The 20,025-nt window shown below is 58.4% G+C and carries 15 protein-coding genes and 4 pseudogenes; 9 read left to right on the top strand and 10 right to left on the bottom strand.

Annotated elements, in window-relative coordinates; all coding sequences use genetic code 11:
- Positions 1 to 67: 67 nt before the first annotated feature.
- From AC245Y_RS33130 to AC245Y_RS33115, 4 genes and pseudogenes are all read right to left on the bottom strand, one after another.
- The gene (locus AC245Y_RS33130; protein ID WP_017997431.1) at positions 68 to 433 is read right to left on the bottom strand and encodes an SPW repeat protein; all 366 of its coding nucleotides are present in this window, start codon (positions 431 to 433) and stop codon (positions 68 to 70) included.
- Between the two features lie 305 nt (positions 434 to 738).
- Positions 739 to 1,469 (bottom strand): annotated as a pseudogene (locus tag AC245Y_RS33125) (NADH dehydrogenase ubiquinone Fe-S protein 4).
- A gap of 71 nt (positions 1,470 to 1,540) precedes the next feature.
- Entirely contained in the window at positions 1,541 to 2,050 is a 510-nt protein-coding gene (locus AC245Y_RS33120) for an Hsp20/alpha crystallin family protein (RefSeq protein WP_017997433.1), read from the bottom strand.
- Positions 2,051 to 2,132: 82 nt separating this feature from the next.
- Positions 2,133 to 2,606: an Hsp20 family protein gene (locus tag AC245Y_RS33115; RefSeq protein ID WP_017997434.1), complete on the bottom strand. Its 474-nt coding sequence runs from the start codon at positions 2,604 to 2,606 to the stop codon at positions 2,133 to 2,135.
- Positions 2,607 to 2,920: 314 nt separating this feature from the next.
- On the opposite strand from AC245Y_RS33115, the gene AC245Y_RS33110 reads away from it, so the two are divergent.
- From AC245Y_RS33110 to AC245Y_RS33095, 4 genes and pseudogenes are all read left to right on the top strand, one after another.
- Complete coding sequence (locus tag AC245Y_RS33110; RefSeq protein WP_017997435.1) at positions 2,921 to 3,064, top strand: hypothetical protein; 144 nt, start codon at positions 2,921 to 2,923, stop codon at positions 3,062 to 3,064.
- Between the two features lie 646 nt (positions 3,065 to 3,710).
- Positions 3,711 to 4,556: a type IV toxin-antitoxin system AbiEi family antitoxin domain-containing protein gene (locus AC245Y_RS33105; protein WP_017997436.1), complete on the top strand. Its 846-nt coding sequence runs from the start codon at positions 3,711 to 3,713 to the stop codon at positions 4,554 to 4,556.
- A pseudogene (locus tag AC245Y_RS33100) lies at positions 4,546 to 5,481 on the top strand (nucleotidyl transferase AbiEii/AbiGii toxin family protein). Before AC245Y_RS33105 ends, AC245Y_RS33100 begins: the two are co-directional and overlap by 11 nt.
- 89 nt (positions 5,482 to 5,570) lie before the next feature.
- Positions 5,571 to 7,103, top strand: a pseudogene (locus AC245Y_RS33095) (ISL3 family transposase); the annotation flags it as partial.
- Between the two features lie 264 nt (positions 7,104 to 7,367).
- Here the strand turns inward: AC245Y_RS33095 and AC245Y_RS33090 are convergent.
- Genes AC245Y_RS33090 through AC245Y_RS33080 form a run of 3 tightly spaced genes read right to left on the bottom strand, consistent with a single transcriptional unit; the run spans position 7,368 to position 9,684 of the window.
- On the bottom strand, positions 7,368 to 7,664 hold the full coding sequence (locus tag AC245Y_RS33090) for a hypothetical protein (RefSeq protein ID WP_157628395.1): 297 nt from the start codon (positions 7,662 to 7,664) through the stop codon (positions 7,368 to 7,370).
- Positions 7,645 to 8,529 (bottom strand): hypothetical protein, encoded by an 885-nt coding sequence (locus AC245Y_RS33085; RefSeq protein ID WP_020487170.1) that lies wholly within the window; start codon positions 8,527 to 8,529, stop codon positions 7,645 to 7,647. Before AC245Y_RS33085 ends, AC245Y_RS33090 begins: the two co-directional genes overlap by 20 nt.
- A 21-nt stretch (positions 8,530 to 8,550) precedes the next feature.
- Complete coding sequence (locus AC245Y_RS33080; RefSeq protein ID WP_026157737.1) at positions 8,551 to 9,684, bottom strand: RHE_PE00001 family protein; 1,134 nt, start codon at positions 9,682 to 9,684, stop codon at positions 8,551 to 8,553.
- Positions 9,685 to 9,874: 190 nt separating this feature from the next.
- Here AC245Y_RS33080 and AC245Y_RS33075 point away from each other — a divergent pair, with 190 nt between their 5' ends.
- The 5 genes and pseudogenes from AC245Y_RS33075 to AC245Y_RS33055 all read left to right on the top strand — a co-directional run bounded on the left by AC245Y_RS33075 (position 9,875) and on the right by AC245Y_RS33055 (position 14,737).
- Positions 9,875 to 11,023, top strand: a complete 1,149-nt coding sequence (locus AC245Y_RS33075; RefSeq protein WP_017997441.1) for a site-specific integrase — start codon at positions 9,875 to 9,877, stop codon at positions 11,021 to 11,023.
- A 192-nt stretch (positions 11,024 to 11,215) separates the two neighbouring features.
- On the top strand, positions 11,216 to 11,542 hold the full coding sequence (locus AC245Y_RS33070; RefSeq protein ID WP_020487171.1) for a hypothetical protein: 327 nt from the start codon (positions 11,216 to 11,218) through the stop codon (positions 11,540 to 11,542).
- Positions 11,543 to 11,731: 189 nt separating this feature from the next.
- Positions 11,732 to 11,823, top strand: a pseudogene (locus tag AC245Y_RS33065) (integrase); the annotation flags it as partial.
- Between the two features lie 108 nt (positions 11,824 to 11,931).
- Entirely contained in the window at positions 11,932 to 13,098 is a 1,167-nt protein-coding gene (locus AC245Y_RS33060) for an ATP-binding protein (RefSeq protein WP_017997443.1), read from the top strand.
- Positions 13,099 to 13,633: 535 nt separating this feature from the next.
- Positions 13,634 to 14,737 (top strand): Fic family protein, encoded by a 1,104-nt coding sequence (locus tag AC245Y_RS33055; RefSeq protein ID WP_017997444.1) that lies wholly within the window; start codon positions 13,634 to 13,636, stop codon positions 14,735 to 14,737.
- A gap of 1,542 nt (positions 14,738 to 16,279) precedes the next feature.
- On the opposite strand, the gene repC is transcribed toward AC245Y_RS33055, so the two are convergent.
- The 3 genes from repC to repA form a co-directional block, all read right to left on the bottom strand.
- A complete protein-coding gene (gene repC, locus AC245Y_RS33050) occupies positions 16,280 to 17,545 on the bottom strand; it encodes a plasmid replication protein RepC (protein WP_032997083.1) in 1,266 nt (421 codons plus the stop codon).
- A gap of 237 nt (positions 17,546 to 17,782) precedes the next feature.
- The gene (repB, locus tag AC245Y_RS33045; protein ID WP_017997447.1) at positions 17,783 to 18,823 is read right to left on the bottom strand and encodes a plasmid partitioning protein RepB; all 1,041 of its coding nucleotides are present in this window, start codon (positions 18,821 to 18,823) and stop codon (positions 17,783 to 17,785) included.
- Positions 18,808 to 20,025 (bottom strand): plasmid partitioning protein RepA, encoded by a 1,218-nt coding sequence (gene repA / locus AC245Y_RS33040; protein ID WP_012760236.1) that lies wholly within the window; start codon positions 20,023 to 20,025, stop codon positions 18,808 to 18,810. Before repA ends, repB begins: the two co-directional genes overlap by 16 nt.

Genomic DNA, 20,025 nt, shown 5'->3' with positions numbered 1-20,025 from the left:
GTCAATGCCGCTCAGCCCAATGCAAACAAAGAAGCGGGCCCGGAGTTCCGGGCCCGCTCGTTTTGCCTCAGGTGGTCGACAGCGGGTGGTTGTGGGTAAGCCAGATGCTGCCTGCGGCCAAAACCGCGACCACGATGCCGGCAATCAGATGTGCCCACATCGCAGCGCCCACAGCCGAGAAACCCAGAACCCATGGCGCCACTACGGCCCAGACGCCGAGCACGAGGTTGATCCATTCTTCCGCCTCGTAAAATGCGAAGAGAGCGGCGGCGGCGATCACGGCAATGGCAAGGCCGACGATCCAGGCATTCCACGCAGCATAGGCCTCGGTTGCGAAACCAAGGAGCCAGGGTGACAGGAAAAGAGCCAGCCCAGCAACGATATTGATGATATCGAATGCTGCACGGTCCTTCGAAGACTGAGATTTCATCATTGTCGTTTCTCCTCACTTGTTTGCATCATCATTGAACCGCCTCCGGTGGCGTGGAGACGGGTGCTGCAGCGGCGATTGTTCGCCGTTGCCGCGAGGTGAGTGGCCGGATCGGCGGAGTGAAGTCGCTTTGTTCCTGCCGGTCCGCCCAGAAAGGGTGCGAGCTCGCTGCTGGAGAACGGATCCAGCCTCGGCTCCGCCCCTCGATAAAGGGCGCGGCTTCGTGCGGCCGCAGCCATAGTCAGCGCGAACCTGTTGGGCAGGATCTTCTCGCAATCGAAGACGATAGATGGGTTCATGGCTCCACCTCACGCGGCATCTCGGTTGATCGTCGGCTGAAGATCTCGCCTCTCGACGTTGCGCTCGAGGTCAAGCAGTGCCTGCTCGACCTCGTGAAGGCGCGACGGCCGGTTGTTCTCAGGCATTCCCTCGTTGATTGGCCGGTCGATCAGGTACTCCGTCCAGGCCCAGTTCATCAGGATCGTCCGCTTTGCTTGCAGCGTCAGCGTGCGATCGCGGACAACGTCAGCGGGCGATGGCCATGTTGCGGGACCATCGTGGGTCTGCAACCCGGCGCCCAGTGCCTGTCCGTAGCTCTCCTGACGTGCCGCGAGGCCGAGCCGTAGCAATGTCGAGTCGGAGAAGGCATGAGGTCGGTACGTTCGCGGGCGGGTTCTCTGCTTTGCCGCCGGCTTATTCACCCGACGCTGCACCCTGTAGGTCAGCCCCTGCCGCTCCGCATAACGGATTGCTGATTCAAGGGTTGGAAATTCCAGCTACCCGTATAGCCCATCAAAGGCTCGATGAACGGTGCGCTACGGCGCTCGAAGACGAGCTGCCAACCTTTCGTTTGCGGGGTGCCTGACGTCATCACCGAGCGCGATGGCTTGAAGATTCGGGCGACAGCACCCTCGGGAAATACTGAGCGGCCGAATGACAGAGGCTGCCGCTGGTTGTCATTTGCTGGCCACGTATCCGAAACAGCCGTGTTTGGTTTCTGCGTCTCTCTGTTGTGGGTCTCTCTGTTAACGTCCATCATCATATCCCTCCCTATCGGCGAAGGATGCCGGCGGCCGCCGCAAAGCCGGCCGCCGGTCGCTCATCGGTTGGTTAGCTCTTGATGGCGATCCGCTTGACTTGCGACTGCGCCTGTTCACTCTTCGGCAAGGTCACCGTCAACACGCCGTTTCTGAATCGGGCGTCGATATTGTCTTCCTTGACTTCCGCACCGAGCGGAATGCGACGCTCGAAGCGGCCGTAGTAGCGTTCGGAGAACTGGCGATCCTTGTCCTCGGTCTCGGAGTGCTTTTCGCCTTTCAGCGTCAGCACGCCGTCATTGAGCAGGACTTCGATGTCCTTTTCCTCAAGTCCAGGCACCTCGGCCGTCACCATAATCTCCTTTTCGTTGTCGGAGATCTCGACGTTCGGCCATCCGCCACCAAAGCCACTGCGGCCAGTCAACGACGGAAAGTTGGAACCGAAGCCGCGGAATGCGTCATCGAACAATCGGTTCACCTCGCGATGCAGGGACAGGAACGGATCACGATCGTCATCACGCAAAAGGCTGGGAGCCTTATGGCCGTTGTTCCCGCTCCAGGGAATGAGATCACGAACACTCATGTCTTTTCTCCTTTCTCTTGGTTAGCAGCGAAGCGCGCATATCGGCGCCGGGCGTGCCCGGCACCGATGTGCCTTTCGAGGCTTAAGCCGCTTGCGTCTCAGCTTCGATCTGCTTGGTCTCGAACTTTGGAAGCGCCTGGCCAGTTCCGATCTCGATCTGGCGCGGCTTCATTTCTTCGGGGATCTCGCGCTTCAGATCGATGATCAGCAGTCCGTCGACGAGTTCAGCGCTTTCGACCTTGACGTGGTCGGCAAGTTCGAAGCGGCGCTGGAAGCTTCGCTGAGCGACGCTGCGATGAAGATACTGCACGTCGTCATCGCTATCCGCCTTCCTGCCCGCGACCACGAGCAGGTTCTGCTCCTGCGTCATCAACAGTTCGTCCTGGGAGAATCCCGCCACCGCCATTTCGATGCGGTATGCATCCTCACCCGTCTTGATGATGTCGTAGGGCGGCCAGTTATCGACGGTGTCGATCCCGGCTTGAAGCGCACTTAACATCCGGTCAAAGCCGATGCTTGACCGGAACATGGGAGAGAAATCGAGGTTTGTCCTCATAGCCATATCCTCCTTTGAAGCAACATGGATACAAGGAGACGCCAAGAGCGACCCGGCGTCTCCTGGACTTTGCCGGTCCCAATTGAGCTACCAGCATAATTTATTTAATTTGGGCGGTTATCGGTTCAAGAGGGGCCGGGGCATCAAGAATGAAAAATTGAGTTTGGCCTATTGGCCGGCATGAAATCGGCAACGGTCGACAACTAAGGAACGCTAGCGACATGGAAAAAAGTAAAAAGCCGTAGAAGGCGGAAATCGAGCGCGACGCCAGAGGACAGTCGGAAAGCAATCATGCCGGAGGATCCAACAACGGCGTGAGCAGCGCCAAGCCGCGTGTCATCACCCATTCGGACGACGCGACCGTCAATAAGAAGACACCGGGCAAAGATGGAGATGCCAAGGATTGGGACCTCAACTACGACGAACGTGACATGAACGAAGGCGAATTTCGGGGCTGAAGGCCGCCGGCGGGGGCCGACACTTTGTCGCACAGACCGGACGCCGTGGCCTCTATTTGACAGATGATCGATTTGATGGCCCGTCTCCGTGAACTGACAGCAAGCGGTTCAGTGTACTGGAACTCGAGCTTCAGAACGCAACCACTTAACGGCATCCCCACGGCCGGATGCCGCCGATTAGTGAAATGCCGAGACCCTACGTCCCTTCGCCTTGAAGGGATATGAACCGCGGACCCGTCGTTCGGCGAGTATATTGGCATCAATTTTTTTAATCCAGGCAGATACTTACGTGCTGGGGACCGAAGGCCGCTTCTGCGTTTTCCACTTTGACAGAAATAGGCATACTGGCCGGGAACGGTTGTTGCCCATCCTTAACCTCGCGCCTGTGCTTCAGCGATGGTTATGGAACGACGAAGATCAACTCGCGGCATATGACCGTCGGTGATACACCTCCCGTCTGTACTCCCGGGCAACTGTCCCAAGCTGCCTTGCGCCCGCAACGACCCGTCCAATGCAGCTGTGCTGTGTCCAGACATTCTAATGCGTGAGCCGCTTTGCAGGGATCTAGGAAAGTCAATTTTCAATTGACATAACTGATATCCTGTAAAGTTTGCGTATGCTTTGATCTTTTGGCATAATGTCAAACATGAATGGACAAACAGAGAGCAAGCTAAAGCACCTTCTCCAGCAAGTACCCCCCGGCTTCCTGGTGGACTCACGGTGGATGGCCGACCATGCCATCTCGCGACAATCCGTGTCGGGCTATCTCAAGCAGGGCTGGCTCGAGCCGGTCACGCCGGGTGTGTACCGCCGCCCATTCTCCTCGGATATTAATCCAGAAGCTGTCGGGAGCTGGAAAATCCCCCTGCTCTCGGCCGTCCGGCTCATGCGGCACGAGTTTCATGTCGGCGGGGCCAGTTCCCTCTCCCTGCGGGGCCATGCTCATTACCTCAAGTTCGGCGGTGAATTTGCCCTCTATCTCTACGGATCCGATATCCCGCCATGGCTATCGAAGTTGCGGATGGACGCCCATGTAAAGAATAGGAGCAATGTCCTGTTCGGCGAAGGGAAAATCGGCGTCGAAAACGCGGATTTCGACCTTTCCAACGACGAGGATCCAGAGCTGGCACAAAGCCCATGGCGCTGGCCAATGCCAATGTCCTCACCCGAGCGCGCGATTCTCGAAATGCTAGACGAAGTCCCGAAGGGCGAAAGCTTCCACAAGGTGGACGTGGCGTTCGAGAGCCTTGCCAATCTGCGCCCGAGATTATTGACGACACTCCTTACCCTATGCCGAAGCGTAAAAACCAAGCGCCTCTTCTTCGTGTTTGCTGACAAGCACAATCACGCCTGGCGCCGGCACATCGACGTCTCCTCCGTCGATCTCGGCAAGGGCGACCGGGCGCTGACCCCAGGCGGCCGGCTGCACCCCATCTATCGCATCACAGTCCCGGATGACTTGATGCCAAAGGAGGCCCCGTATGGCCCGTGACCAATACATGCGCCAGGTCGAACTCCTGGTGCGGACCCTTCCATTCATCGCCCGCCACGAAGCCTTCGCCCTGAAGGGTGGAACGGCGATCAACCTCTTCTATCGCGACATGCCTCGGCTCTCGGTCGATATCGATCTGACCTATTTGCCTGTTGAAGACCGTCAAACGACGCTGAAGAACATCGACACGATCCTTGATCACATCCGGTAGGACCTTCTACGCAATCTGCGGAACACTGGCGTTCAGAGGATCGCCGGCGGCGGCAACAATGATACCCGCCTCCTGGTCCGGCAGGGCAACGTCGAAATCAAAGTGGAGACTTCTCCTGTCGCGAGGGGCACCGTTCATCCGTCGGAACGACGCCGGGTGAGCGAGAAAGTCGAGGACGTCTTCGGGTTCGCTGAGATGCAGGTCGTCTCGTTTGAGGACCTGTTTGGCGGGAAGCTGCATGCAGCAGTCGATCGTCAGCATCCGCGTGATCTGTTCGACGTAAAGCTGCTTTATGAAAACGAGGGACTGACCGACGGGCTGTTTCGGACCTTCCTGATTTATGTCGCAAGTTCCGGGCGGCCGCCCCATGAGCTGGTTAGGCCCTCGCTTGCAGCGCTGGAAGACGCATTCGTGAAAGAGTTCGAGGGAATGACGACGCAGCCCATCAGCCTCGATGAGCTGAAAGCCGCAAGAGAGCAACTGACGACGGATCTTCTTGCACGGCTCGACGACGACGCCATGCGCTTTCTGCTTTCACTCCACGACGGTAAACCAGATTTCGAAGCCATCGGGTTGCCGCAAGCGGCTGATCTGCCGGCCGTCCGCTGGAAGATTCTCAACCTTGAGAAGCTGAAGGCGCAGAACCCAGAAAAACATGCCGAGCAACGGCGAGAGATCGAGGGGCTTCGGTCAACGACCAGGAGAGAGTCCTGATGCTGTTGATTTCCACTGAGAGCTGGCTCTGACTCAGAATTGCTGCTGTTGTGGGCGAGGTTTTGGCTGATTCATCGGAGGATCAGCATATGCAGCATCGATTTCAGCGCGCAAAGCTTGCCCCTGACGGCCTCGCAGTAGATGAGATGAAGATCGTCGCGGACAGCGTTCAGATTTTGCTGCGATCGCGCCGCTGCTCGGGGATTTGTCCGGACTGCGGGCGGCCAAGTAAGAGAGTTCAAAGTCGATATATGCGGCGACCCGCTGACCTACCACTCAGCGGCCGCCGAGTAGAATTGACGATCGTGGCGCGCCGGTTCTGGTGCGATGCAGTCCTGTGCGGTCGGCGCATTTTCTGCGAACAGTTCGGCGACGGCGTGTTGGCTCGTTATGGTCGGCGCACCCAACGGCTTGAGACAATCGTCCACCACCTTGGTTTGGCACTTGGCGGCAGACCGGCCGCGGCCTTTGCCAATCGCCTGATGATGCCGGTGAGTAACGACACCCTGCTGCGGGTGGTTCGCCGCCGTACTACTGATCAGAACGATGAGCTCACCGTCATAGGCATTGATGATTTTGCCTTCAGGCGCGGCCAGACCTACGGAACAATTGTTTGCGACCTGGAGCGCCGGAAGCCTGTCACCCTGTTGCCGGATCGCGCTCTGGATACGTCTCGGGCATGGCTTGCCAGGCACCAGTCCATATCGATCGTCGCTCGCGATCGGGGCGGCGGCTATGGTGAGGCCATCACAAAGGCCTTGCCTGATGCTGAGCAGGTTGCCGACCGCTGGCACCTGATGGAGAACTCCAGTCGGGCATTTCTCGATGCGGTCGGCAAGTCGATGCGCCAGATCAGGCAGGCGGTCGGTAGCAATGTCGTTGATCCCAAGCTTTTGACCTACGCCGAGAAGCTGCAATACGAGGGATATCTACGCCGTCAGGAAACGAATGAGGCGGTCCGGGAGCTGTCTAAGAAGGGAACCTCAATTCGGCAGATCGTGCGGCAAACCGGCCATAGCCGGAAGCTCGTTCGCGACGTCTTGAGAGGCCAGCGCCTCGATGTCTTCCGAACACGGCCAAGTTCGCTGGATAGCTGGCTGCCCTGGCTCAACAGCCGCTGGGAAGAAGGGGCTCGGAACGCCTTGGCGCTTTGGCGCGAGATGAAAGCAAAGGGTTTTCCCGGACAGAGCGGCGTCATTTCGCAATGGGCTCAACGCCGACGCCTCGCGGAGAAAGCCAACCAGAGCGGCCTTGCGCGAACGCCATCAGCGCGCGTCATCGCCCGGCTGCTGACCACCGCACGCGATGACTTGGTAAAATCCGAGGCGATCCTGGTGGCGGCAATCGAAGTAAACGTTCCGGAACTGGTGATCGCCCGGACAGCCATTGGTGATTTCCAATCCATGATCCGCTCGAAGACAGCACGAAAGCTTGATGAATGGCTTGAGGCTGCCAAGAGCAGCCTGGTCGGATCTTTCGCTGGCGGTGTCGAAAAGGACATGGACGCTGTGAGAAATGCAATCATCTCGCCTTGGTCAAATGGGCAGACGGAAGGTCAGATCACACGACTGAAGCTCATCAAACGACAGATGTACGGGAGAGCAAAACTCGATCTTCTGCAGGAATTTTGCTGCGATGGAGAGCGCGGATCACTGGGCGCGTCTCAAGGGCTACTTGAAAGACCAGAGGTCTACTCTGGGCTGGCCGTCGGCGTGACCCCCCGCGAGCAGCTTCCTCGCGTATTTCAGGCTAATCTCGACCGATTGTTTCAGCGCGTAATGCTGCCGACCATGGACGCGTTGCCCGTCCTGTTGATTTCCACTGAGAGCTGACCCGGCGTTTCCACCGAGAAGTGGCTCTGACGCACATTTGCTGAAGTTCAGTGCCTACAATGTGCCGATCAGTCGCGCGACATCTTCAACAATGAAGCCGAAAGCTGACGACCGCGATGGGATCGGGACAGCTTGGCCGACAGTATATTGCTCATCCCTATCCACAGGCTGGATTTGTAGGTCTTGAGTGTCGATGATGGGCACAAATTGTTGAATTCTGAAATAGTTGTCGGTCTCCGCCACGAATTGAAGATTTGCTCCCTCACGTGAAAACAGCGCAAAGCCAACTTCCGCCGTCGATCCGTTTCGGAAAAAGGCAGCGCCAGTGCATTTATACATCGAAATACCCATTTTTCTCGTAGAATGCCGCGCAGCGCTCGTACATCGCAAAATAGAAATGATCTGTGTTTAACGGATACCGCGGATATGTGATAACCTGCGCTCCCAATGTCTCAATCTCACGAATGAATTTCTTATCCTGCAGATAAATCTCCGGGAGTATGACGGCCTTGATTGCTCCGCTTTCCAGCTGGATCGCCTGGTCGACCTGGATCTCAATGGATGATCGCCGCTCATCAAGCTCTTTGCCGATACGCTCCCCGTTGAGCAGCGAAATAAGTGCGTGGAGCGAAGCTTCCGTCGGCAGGATGCCATGCCGCTGCAGGAAGCTCTTTTTGTCGATGGCCTCACCCATGTAATATGCGCGAGCACTGCCAAAGAAGGTGCCAATATAACGCTCTACAACGTCGGGCTGCGGCTCAAGGGCGTAATCCTCCCGGTCGATCATTGTGGCGTATTTTGGCACCAAGCCTCTTTCGAACGCGCCACTGTCGAATGGATACATGCGCTTGGAATGAACAGTCTGAAAATCAGCAATCACACAGGAGGGCATTTCCCAATGAGCGATGTCATGGCCCACCGACTTATAGGCGGGTCGGCCCACGAAGAAATAAGCAAGCTGCTCGCCGAGAAAAACGTCACATGGCCGTGGCCGAATTTCCTTGGACTGAAGGATTTTCTGAATGAAGTAAGCGGGAGCGGTGTGCACCAGCGGCAATGCGCCAGCCCGGCTACCTCTGTTGCCAAAGAGAATTTCTTTTATCTTGCGCTCCACACAGCCTCCCTCATCATAGCTATGAGCCTCAGCAAGCCGATCACTGAGCGAGGCGCTGGCCAACGTGGTGACCGCCGACCAAGTCTCCAACTCTTCCGTCACGAGAAAAGTCGATCCTTTGAGTCAAACGATCCCCCACGCCCGAAACCTCCCCCTGCCGGTCATCTCCCGCAAGCCCAGCTCCTCGACAATCCGCAGCGCTGCCCGCGGCGTGACGGCAAGCTCTTTTGCGATCATCCCAGCCGACACCAGCGGCCGCGAGATCACCAGCCCAATCAGCTCCGGCAGTTTTGACGATGTGCGTTTCCCGACCAGCCGGCGCTCCATCATTTTTCGCGCAAGCAGCAGACGGTCATGTTCCTTCAGGCCGAGCTCTGCTGCGGCGATGATGCCGGCGAGAATGGCCAGCAGCCGTGTCTCGCGGTCGCGATGCCGGCGCCGGTCGACCAGAATGGTTTTCAGGCCGAAATTGATCGCCGCAAGATGCGCGCCGGTAGTGATGCCGGCGTGGCGCAGGAGCGCGGCGGACAGCAGCCGGCCGAGCCAGGGCGCGTGCTGCAGCACCGACAATTCGTTCCAGGCATCGAGGGCGACCACCGCCTGCAGCACCGCCGGCAGGTTTTCGGCCTGACGCAACACGCTGCGCCATTCCTCCAGCCGCTCGTTTTCATCCCAGTCAAGATCGTAAACCAGCGGATTTTTTTCCGATGTACCGGCGCGGCCGGGCAGTTTTGCCTGCTCGATCGCGGCATCCGATCGTGCGAGCACGGCATCAATGGCGGCAAACTCGGCGTCGAGCACGCCAGCGCCATCGTCGCTTTCGTCCCCCTCCCCTCCTCCGACGACATCGTCGGTGAACGACCCGGCCTCACTGCTCGTCTCGGTGCCATCCGGAGCCGCCGCCGCCTGGCCACGCAAGCTGCGGAGGCCATCGGCACCCAAGGCCCAACCGGGGGTCTGTGCGGCGATGCGCCGGCGGGTTTTCAAAACGTCGCGGGCGATGGTTAGCTCGTGGGTAGGCGTGCGAATATCCTTGGTAGCGTCATGGAGGACCAGGTCTTCGAGATGGACGAGTTCGCCATCGATCCACAGCGAGGCGCAGGCGTCGGAAAAATGCGACCGTTCGACAAAACCGTCGCCCACCGGCGAACGGGCGACGCGCTCGTCGAGACGGGTCAATGCAGATCCCGCGTCTGAAATCGGCCGCAGCAGACTTTGGTTGGGCAATTTGGAAAGATCGTAAGACATTGAAATTATGGTAAATGAGTTTCCAAACGGACACAAGAAGCTAGTTTGTGTCCGTCACTACGTGGTTCCGACAGTTGGCCTGACAACCATCGATAAGTAGCTCTTATCGATGGTAGATTGATTTGGCGGCCCAAATCAGAAAGAATCGTAGCAAATCACGGTCCTGTAGACCGCCGAAGCCCGCTATTTTGGAGCGTCCGTGGCCAAAGCCAAGACATCACTGACCGCCGTGGAGCGCCGCGCCGAAGAGCTCGACACCATCGCCGCCGTACTGCCGATCGAGCGCCGCGACGAGCTCGCCGAGCTGCTCACCGACCACGACGTCGAGACCCTGCGCCACCTCGTCAACCAAGGCATGGGCGACAACACACTTCGCGCCCTGACCTCCGATCTCGCCTATCTGGAAGCCTGGGGGTTGGCGGCGACCGGACAATCCCTGCCCTGGCCGGCGCCCGAGGCGCTGCTGCTGAAATTCGTCGCGCATCACCTCTGGGATCCGCAGCACCGCGAGACCGATCCGGATCACGGCATGCCGGCCGACGTCGACGAAGACCTTCGGAGCCAGGGTTTTCTCAGATCCGCAGGCCCGCACGCGCCATCGACGGTGCGCCGGCGGCTGGCGAACTGGTCGACGCTCACCAGATGGCGCGGTTTTGACGGCGCCTTCGCCTCCCCTGCCCTCAAATCAGCCATTCGCCTCGCCGTTCGCGCCGTCCCCCGGACGCGGCGTCGCAAGAGCGCCAAGGCCGTCACCGGCGATGTGCTGGCAAAACTGCTGGCAACCTGCACGACCGACAGTCTGCGCGATCTCCGTGACCGTGCAATCCTGATGGTTGCCTTTGCCTCCGGTGGTCGGCGGCGCAGCGAGATCGCCGGCCTGCGCAGCGAGCAGCTGACCGTCGAGCCGCCAATCCCGGGGGACGATGGCCCTTCCCTCCCCTCTCTCGCCATCCATCTCGGACGCACCAAGACGACCAGCGGGGACGAGGACGACGTTGTCTATCTGACCGGTCGGCCGGTGGATGCGCTGAATGCCTGGATGGTGGCCGCCAAGATCGAGAGCGGCAGCGTGTTTCGGGCGATCGGGCGATGGGGCACGGTGTCGCGGCGCCAGATCGATCCGCAGTCGGTCAATGCGATCATCAAGCAGCGGGCGGTGATGGCTGGGTTGGATAGCGGCGAGTTTTCCGCGCACGGGCTACGATCTGGATATCTGACCGAGGCGGCAAACCGTGGCATCCCCCTGCCCGAGGCGATGGAGCAGTCCCGCCACCGCTCGATTCAACAAGCATCAAGTTACTACAACAGCGCGACACGTCGAAGCGGACGGGCAGCTCAAATGGTGTGATATATGATGTTCGTATGCGACGCGCGGATGCAGCGCTCTTCTGTCACGCAGGAGAGTGGCCACTGATTGCCCAGCATCCCATGCCGAGGCGGGGAATTTCGCGGCCGTCCCAGACAGTCACACGCGCTTCACGCCGCGCTCAATTCCTGACATATTTGCAGAGAGGCAGCCAACCGTCATGGATATCGCGTCATGAACTTGGAAACACGTGAAAAAAGGAACATGCGCGCACCTACCGGATCCGTCACAGGCCTCTGCTCGGCGTCCGCCACAATGTTTGCAGTCGGAATGGCCTTTCTGGGTTACTGGGGGGTATATGAACATGGGGCCTGGCATTCATTCGACTATTTTGTGATGGGTCTGGCTATCATCGGATTTGCAGCACTTGGTTCCGTGCCTTGGATTGTGACTACACCTGTAGCGGAGGACGATGCAGACAAAGTCGTCGTCGCCAGGCGAGCGATGGTACTGGGGACGGCGTTAATCTGGATGGCCGTCTGTATTGCCCTATTTACCTGAATTGCCCTGCGTGACCCCATGCGACCGCAATATGAATCCGCTTGACGCGATAGGGCCCGACCGAGCATTTCCCCTCGAGCGCCTCCGTCGCACCGTTCATCTTATGGTCCGCGAAAAGCTCGCCGAAAAAGAACTCCTGGCCCGGTTGCCTCGCCAATGGTGATGTTTTGGGTCGCAGTTCGGCGAAAGCGGCAGTCCCTTCATAAACCGGTGCGCAGGCTGCAAGCTACTACAACAACGCAGAACAGAAGAACGGGCGGGCCGCAAGGCTGGTCATTTGAAGGAACTGACCCTCAAATCGCACACGCCGAGCGACGCGCCAACTGACGCAGCCCAAACATCAATATGTAATCCTTGCAATTGCGGAATTATCCTCCATAAATGCAAGGATGATTGAACGTCGAATATCTACAAAACTGATTGAGTTGATCGATTCGAGCCCCGCCGTTGGGCTCATTGGCCCGCGTCAGGTCGGCAAGACGACGCTGGCGCTCGCGATAGCCGAACAGCGCCCATCAATCTATCTCGACCTGGAATCGGATGCCGACCGCGCCAAACTCACCGAGCCGGAACTATATCTCAGCCAGCACAGCGACAAGCTCGTTATCCTGGACGAGGTTCACCGGCTACCAAATCTTTTTCAGAATTTGCGTGGGCTTATCGACCGGGGCCGGCGAAATGGAAGGAAGGCTGGCCATTTCCTGCTGCTCGGGTCCGCATCCATCGATCTATTGAAACAGTCGGGTGAGACGCTGGCAGGTCGCATCGCCTACCTTGAAATGGGTCCGATCGACGGCCTGGAAGTGCCAGTTGACGATCTGAATACGCTATGGGTGCGAGGCGGCTTCCCGGATAGTTTCCTAGCAGCGAGTGATCGTGAAAGCCAGCGCTGGCGGCAAGACTTTATACGAACCTATCTGGAACGAGACATTTCCTTGCTTGGTCCTCGCATTCCAGCCGAGACATTGCGGCGCTTCTGGACCATGCTCGCGCATCACCAATCCGGACTGTTAAATGCCGCGGAATTTGCGCGTTCGCTCGGCGTCGATGGCAAGACGGTCGCCTCCTATCTCGATCTCCTGGTTGATCTACTCCTCGTACGACGCCTAGAGCCCTGGCACGTGAACATTGGCAAACGCCTGGTCAAATCACCGCGGGTCTATGTTCGCGATAGCGGCATCACCCACACCCTTTTGGGGCTGACCACTCAGGAGGACCTGCTCGGGCACCCGGTCGCCGGAGCAAGCTGGGAAGGGTTCGTGATCGAGACCTTGATTGCAGCAGCGCCGCCCGGAACTCAGAGCAATTTTTATCGGACGTCGGCTGGTGCCGAGATCGACCTTCTTCTAACGCCCCCGGGCGAACGACCTTGGGCTATCGAAATCAAGCGGAGCCTGACACCGAAACTCGAGAAAGGCTTCTATCTTGCATGTGAAGATCTCGACCCGGCACGACGCATCGTCGTTTACCCTGGGCAGGAAACTTTCCCCCTAAAGCACGATGTGGAAGCAATGCCGCTAGTCTCGATAGGCAAAGCTCTGATTAGTCTTACTTAGCGAATAGATAGATGCATATCGCCTAGAGGAGCCCCCATGATCTTCGTCTTTCCCATGCCTGTATGCCCAGGTTCTCGTCTCCCGACCAATCTGACTTGAGCGGCCGGACTTCCAGAAAAAGCCCCTCACCTATAACTCCGGCAATGTTTCAAACGGATCGAGTGCCTGAACGCCCAGGGCCCGAAATGGCGCATATTGCGGGTCAAGACCGTGAATCCGTGCACTTTAGCCGTGGCTGCTATCGCAATGTCTTCCAAACCCGGGCGCGAGCGTCATCAACAATCCGAGGGCGCTGTTGGACGAAGCGCGTCCTCAGGCCATACGCTTATGAGTGCCGGTTGTGACGCAGCCGACGAGGCGCGTTTGATTGGCGACATATGGGTTTGCTGCCCTTTGGATATAGTCGATTCTAACCTTTCAAGGTGCTCTCTGGGTCTCCGCGAGCACCTTCGATCCATTGCATGAGCGATAGAATTCATTTCTATCACTCATCGCAATGCATTATAGTGAGTTATAGAAAAGGTGCCTATAACTCATGAAGTGGAACTGGACGCAGGAAGGTTGGCCGCATTTCATCTATGATCATGCGCCGCTTGAACCACTCGAAAGCCGATTCCTTCTGTCCTCGGGGGAAGTGATCGGCGCAGTCCGTCATGTCGGCGATGAGGAACGCAATCTGCTTCGTATCGAGCTTTTAAGCGACGAGGCAGTGAAAACCTCCGAGATTGAGGGCGAAATGCTTGATCGGTTGAGCGTGCAATCCTCATTGCGCCGCCAGTTTGGTCTCGATGCCGACAATCGGCCATCAACTCCGCAAGAGCGCGGCATCGCGGAAATGATGGTCGATGTGTACGACACTTGGTCGGCCCCGCTCAATGATGAAACCCTGTTTCGCTGGAACGGCATGTTGATGACAGGCAATCGCCATCTTGGAGCGATCGGCGCATATCGAACGCATGAAGATGCCATGCAGATTGTGTCCGGCCGTCTGGACAATCCGACCGTCCACTATGAGGCTCCACCATCAAGGCAGGTCCCGGCGGAAATGGCGGCCTACACCGAGTGGTTCAACAAAACGGCGCCGCACGGTGAACTCCCCTTGCCCGCGCTCACCCGTGCCGGCATAGGCCATTTGTACTTCGAAAGCATCCATCCGTTTGAAGATGGAAATGGCAGGCTTGGCCGAGCGCTCGCCGAAAAATCGCTTGCCCAAAATATCGGGCAACCGAGCTTGATTGCACTTGCCTACACGATCGAGAATGGCCGGAAAGCCTATTACGATCAGCTCGAACGGCATCAGCGCACGCTCGATATCACCGAATGGCTGGTGTATTTTGCGGGAACCATCCTTGATGCACAACAGACCACCTTGATGCGGGTGGCCTTCTACATCAGCAAGGCGCAATTCTATGACAGGTTCCGCAGGCAATTCAACGAGCGCCAGGAGAAGGCCCTCGCTCGGATGTTTCGAGAAGGTCCTGGGGGGTTTAAAGGCGGATTGAGCGCTGAGAATTACATTTCGATAACGCGGACCTCGCGAGCGACAGCGACGCGCGATCTTCATGACTTGGTGGAGAAAGAAGCGCTCACGCGCACCGGCGATCGCCGGCACGCACGCTATGCACTAAATCTGCCCTGATTAAGAAAAAGAGATAGATCCCAACCGCCGCGTCCCCTTGGACAAAGGACCGAAGAGGCCGAACCAGTCGAGGCGACACGGGGGCCCAAAAAAAGTCATGCAATGCGGCGGATGTGAAGTCATCGAGCAATTCGCGCGCATGCCGCGATTGAAACGATTGCGTGTTCAAACGCTGCATCATTGCGTGTCTTAAAGCCGTGTCGCAGAAGGTAACAGCCGTTACTTTTTTAGGCCCCGCCTATCACGATCGCGCTCGGCCCTCTGTCCGCAAGTCATTCTCGCTGCCACCGCTCCAGCATCAAGTGCACGCTACGCCATAGTGTCGACGTCGCCAGTGGCACCGATTTCTGCCGCCCTGCGCCGGACCCTTCCACGTCTCTTACGCCTTGAAAGTCAGACCGCTCGGCACCTACCCGAGCTCCAGGAAGCAGTGTCGCCTTTGGTGATTGAGCATTTTGAAGAAGGAGAAGGGTCACATCCTTGTCGGCACGCAACGCCCAAAAGGTAACAGCTGTTACCTTTTGGGTTTCTCGTTAAGATCGCCTGGTCGGTCCAACGCGAGCGACAAAAACATTCACGATGATGACAGCGCGAAACGGGCGTGTCGACCGGATCCTGCCCACGGACCTCTCCGTCCGTGGATAGGCAACTTTCATTTCAGAAGCGACGATAGGCAACCCTCCACCCGTCGATCTCTCCAGCAAGACGGCCTGCAGCACCCATCGCGCAAACGCCATTGCCGGCCTTCCTGGAACTTCTTTTGCATGGCGGGTGCCGCACGCCCCGACTGACGTTCGGTCCCTTTAAGCAGCAATGCACATGATCTCTGAGCGGGCCACAGGCGGGCCGAGACAGGTGGCATGGGTTGCTGAATGAACATTCGAAGACGTCCTTCTTCACGACTCTCCCTCACTCTCATCATAAACTCCATCCCTCGCGCACGCTCAGCTGCCACCCCGCAGCATCATGGACGTATATGCGAACGTCCTTACCCAATGCCCTCGCCGTGGGCCGCCCCCGCTCCTTCGAATTCGTCTATGCCCGCCAACATCCACGTTCTTCCTCGAGCGGAGTGGCTCCAAGGACGCGCAAAAATTCATCCCCGAAAAGTATGAACCACGCAGCCAGAGAGCGAGATCGCAACCGCCAGAACCGTCGACGCTGGGCTATCACCGGCAACACATTCAGATCTGAGGGGTGCCCTCGATCGGCAGCCAAGCAGATCCCATTTCAATCGACAGTAGGAATGGCAGTTCTCGGCAACAGCTTTGTCTGAAGTTACTTCAGGGCAGTTGTACCGCCCTCGCCGTCTTGTTGCGGAAGCCAGATGGATATGGCTGCATCGACGTCGGGCGAAAATGGATACCCGACGAAACGACCACTCTTCCTGTATTCGCCCGCCCCGTTGCCGCCCATCCGCCCCAGATGGCGAGGCCACGCCCCTGAACTCGACCCATTCCTGCGGCGGCTTCGCCCCAAAACCTCGTCGCGATTAATCCGTCCCGCAAGGCCAAGGGCAGGGTAACAGCTGTTACTTTTCGCCTATCTATCCCGTGTGTTCATCTCGCTTTCCGCAAGACCGTAAAGGCTTTTCGAGAGGTGAAGACTTCCATCGACAGCCCGGTCGACCATTGCACGGAAATAGCCCCCGGGCTTTGCAATTAGCTCCGGGTCGCGCAAGGATTTTTCGAGCACGGTCGCCAAGATGGCGGACGCAGCATATCGGCCGACCCTCCCTACACCGTCTACCCATGCAGTCTCCGACAGGCCGATCATGCGCCGCATCGTTTCAGCCGCCCCGACTACATCGGACCATCCGTCAAACTCCACGCTGACACATTCCTGCGCCGCGCGGCACCCAACCTGAAGCAAACCAATCGGCACCGCAGCTAGAACGACGACTTGGATATCACCAACCGTCTTTTCCGCCTGCCGCAATCGGGATTGCATGTCACCCGCAGCCGCTTCAGACTTATTTTCATAAGCCACATCGACGGCGAAGCCGTCGTCAGTGGAAATTATGTCTCGCTCGTTAGAGCGGGTCCGTTGATTACTATCAGAAAGGTTTTTAGGGGTTGTATTAATATTAGAGGTGACGCCGATGTCACCCGCGCATGACAAGTCTTGTTCCCGGAAGCGTTGCTCCGCGTACTCAAGAACCTCTCCGTGGAGTGATTCGAGACCGCTTGCCTGTTCTGCCCGGCCGGCTACGGCATCGATGATTGCTTGTGCGGCGCTCCTCCAGATGTCTGCCTTTTCCGGGAACGCCTCGCAGGCATCGATGATTGCTCTGGAAAACCGCGTGACCGCGCGACGTGCATCCTGGCTGGCCTTGAGTTCCCTCTGGTAGTTCTCGACGCTCTCCCTGATCTCTGCGAGCCGCACGCGCGCCGGCGTGAAATCAAGCCCGAAGCCGCTGGCAACCATCCCGTCATTGTCGCGGTACACGAAACGCCGGCCGGTCGGACTGTCACGGTAGGCGGCGATCCCAGCCTCAACGATCCTGCGCAGGCAACGCATCACTGTGCGTTCGGAGCGCAGCGTGTATTCGGCGAGCTTGGCGTTCGAGATGGCAACGATCGGTCGCCCGGCGCCTTTCCAGTCATCGGCGCGCGAGAGGCCAAGGAGAATGTCCAGGACATGATAGGTCGTGCCGTCGATCCCAAGGATCGGCGCTGCCTTTTTCAACAGGAGAGAGATCTCCGACTTCGAGGTGTCCGGTATGTCGTTGGCCATCGCCATCCGCGCGCTTGCGAGAATGGCCGGACTGACGCGTCTGAACGATGCGATTGCCGTTGCTTCTGTCATGGGCTAGCTGCCCGCAACGCCTTGGCGTGCGGCTCCATCGAGATTCTTGTTGATGAAAGCCAGCAGACGGGCACAGTTTTTCATTCCCGGCTGTTACGCAGGGGTTGATTGTGCCAGCGGTCCGTCATAGAATCAGTTTGTAAGAGCTGATGTCGACGGGACGTTTTCGTACTGTCGGCTAGGATTCAAGGGTTCGCCGATTGCCGTCGGTGGGCCCTTTCCTATTTCTGAATTAGCCTACCCCATCGGCGTCTCTCCCGTTTGCTTTCGGTACTCCTCCACCAGCGCCGGAAGCCTTTCGACGAGCCAGGCCGAGAGGCCCGGCACCTTGCTTTCCGGAATCGTGATAAGCGTTGAAGAACGCGAAGATTTCGCGGTGATCACGGCGCCGCCGCCGAGGTCGACCTCTTCGCCCTGGTTTCCCCTAGCCGCCTTGTGTTCGAGCGCGCTCATCAGCGCGGCGAAGCGCTGGTCACTCGTGGCAGCGGCCCATACAGCCGTCGAAGTCAGCTTATCAATGATCGTCTGGGCCGCAGCCGGTGCCTTGCCATCCTTGAATTGGGCGGCGAGCTTTTCCCACTTGGGGCGGCCGATCGAAGGAGCCGGACCAATGATGCCGATCAGTTCGGCGGGGACCTGTTCGGCGATTCCAATCAGCATCGAAACGTAGGTCAGCTTGCCATCCGCCCTGCCGAGCGCGGCGGCGATCGTCTCCCGCCGAAAGCCGCGCGCCTTGAGGGTCGCGGCAAAGAACGCCTGCTCGATGAAGGAGAGATTGGCGCGTTCGGTATTCTCGATACCTTGAGCGACCACCAGTTCATCGTCGGTAAGATCGCGGACGATCGCTTTCACCGGCCGTTCAAGGATCTGACAGGCGCGCAAGCGCCTGTGGCCGTAAGCGACCTGAAAGTAGCCTTGCTTGTCGGGGGAGGGGCGAACGAGGATGGGAAGTCTCTGGCCGCTTTCCCGAATGCCCTCGACGAAACCCTGGAAATTCGGATCTCCCTCGATATCGAGGCGGTCCCTGACAAAGGAGGGAACGACAAGAGCGGAGTCAATTTCGACAATGGCTTCCGAGCCGCTCAATTGCAGGCGGAGGCGTTCATTCTCCTCTTCGACGGCAACGAAGGCCCGGTCCATCGACTTGACGGCTCCAGATCCGACCTTCACCGCAGGCCCAGCTGAGATTTGCTTGGCAAGCTCGGCGGAATCGACATTCGCGAACAGACTTTTCATCCGACTGGAGCGTTCTTTGGCATTCGTCATGACCGTCCCCATACCGATTTGAGGTGGTTGAAGATCTCGAGATTGACTGCGTCGACGGAATCCAGGGCGCGCGTGAGCGTGTCTCGACCAACCGAACCACGCGCCATTTCGTAAAGGCTCTTCTTCTCAAGGCCGGCGCTGGCAATCGCGGTCGTGTCCACCACCGCTGGCGCCAGCACGTCCTCGCCGAACAGGGAGCGCAGGAGCGCGACGACGTTCACCTGCGGGACGTCGTTCGGATTGTGCCTGGTGATGACATATCGGATGAAATCGTGTTCCAGAACACCGCCACGCTCCTCGATGACGTGCATGACATCGCTCATCATTGCCAGGAACTGGTTCATGCTGGCAACGTCGATCATCGCCGGATGAACGGTGATCAGCAGCGAGGTCGCCGCACAAAGCGCGCCCAGGGTCAGATAGCCCAGTTGCGGCGGCGCGTCGATGACGACGACATCGTAGTCTTCCTCGACGCTGTTTATGACGGCGCCGAGCCGCCGGAAGAAGATCCCGTCGCCGCGCCCGCCGCCGCTTGCGATCGCCTGCGGCGTCTCATGCTCGTATTCCATGAGCTCCAGGTTGCCGGGTATGAGATCGATTCCGTCAAAATAGGTTTTGCGAATGACGTCGCGCATCGGCCGGCGGTTGTCGTCGTCATAGCGAATCGCCGCATATATGGTCTCGTTGTCGCTGACATCGAACTCCGGCTGATAGCCGAACATGGCCGACAAGGATGCCTGCGGGTCAAGATCGATCGCGAGCACCCGCAAACCCGTCAGAGCAAGATAATGGGCGAGATGAACGGTCGTCGTCGTTTTGGCCGATCCGCCCTTGAAGTTCGCAACCGCGATAACCTGCAACTTCTCACCGGGACGCCGGCGCGGGAAGAAATCCAAGGCTTCCATGGGCCGCTTCACCGCCAGGTATCGACGGATCTCATTGACCTGGGCGAGCGTGTAGCTCCTGCGGCCATTCTCCAGCCTCTCGGGCATTGCGCCTTCGCCATCCAACGACATCTGTCGGAGCGTCGATTCAGCGATCCCAAGCATGGTGGCCACGTCGCGCGAGGTAAAGGTGCGCAACGATTTCATCGCCTCCGGCGGATACATATGGGTGCGAAGAGACTGCAACTGCGCTGACAACATCTGCGCTTGGCGTGTAATCTTCGCAGCGGAGGATTCGCTCGTTGGCTTGCGGGTCGTCATCTGATCCAT

The sequence above is a fragment of the Rhizobium sp. SRDI943 genome, assembly GCF_057653695.1.
This window is presented reverse-complemented; position numbering and strand designations above follow the sequence as displayed.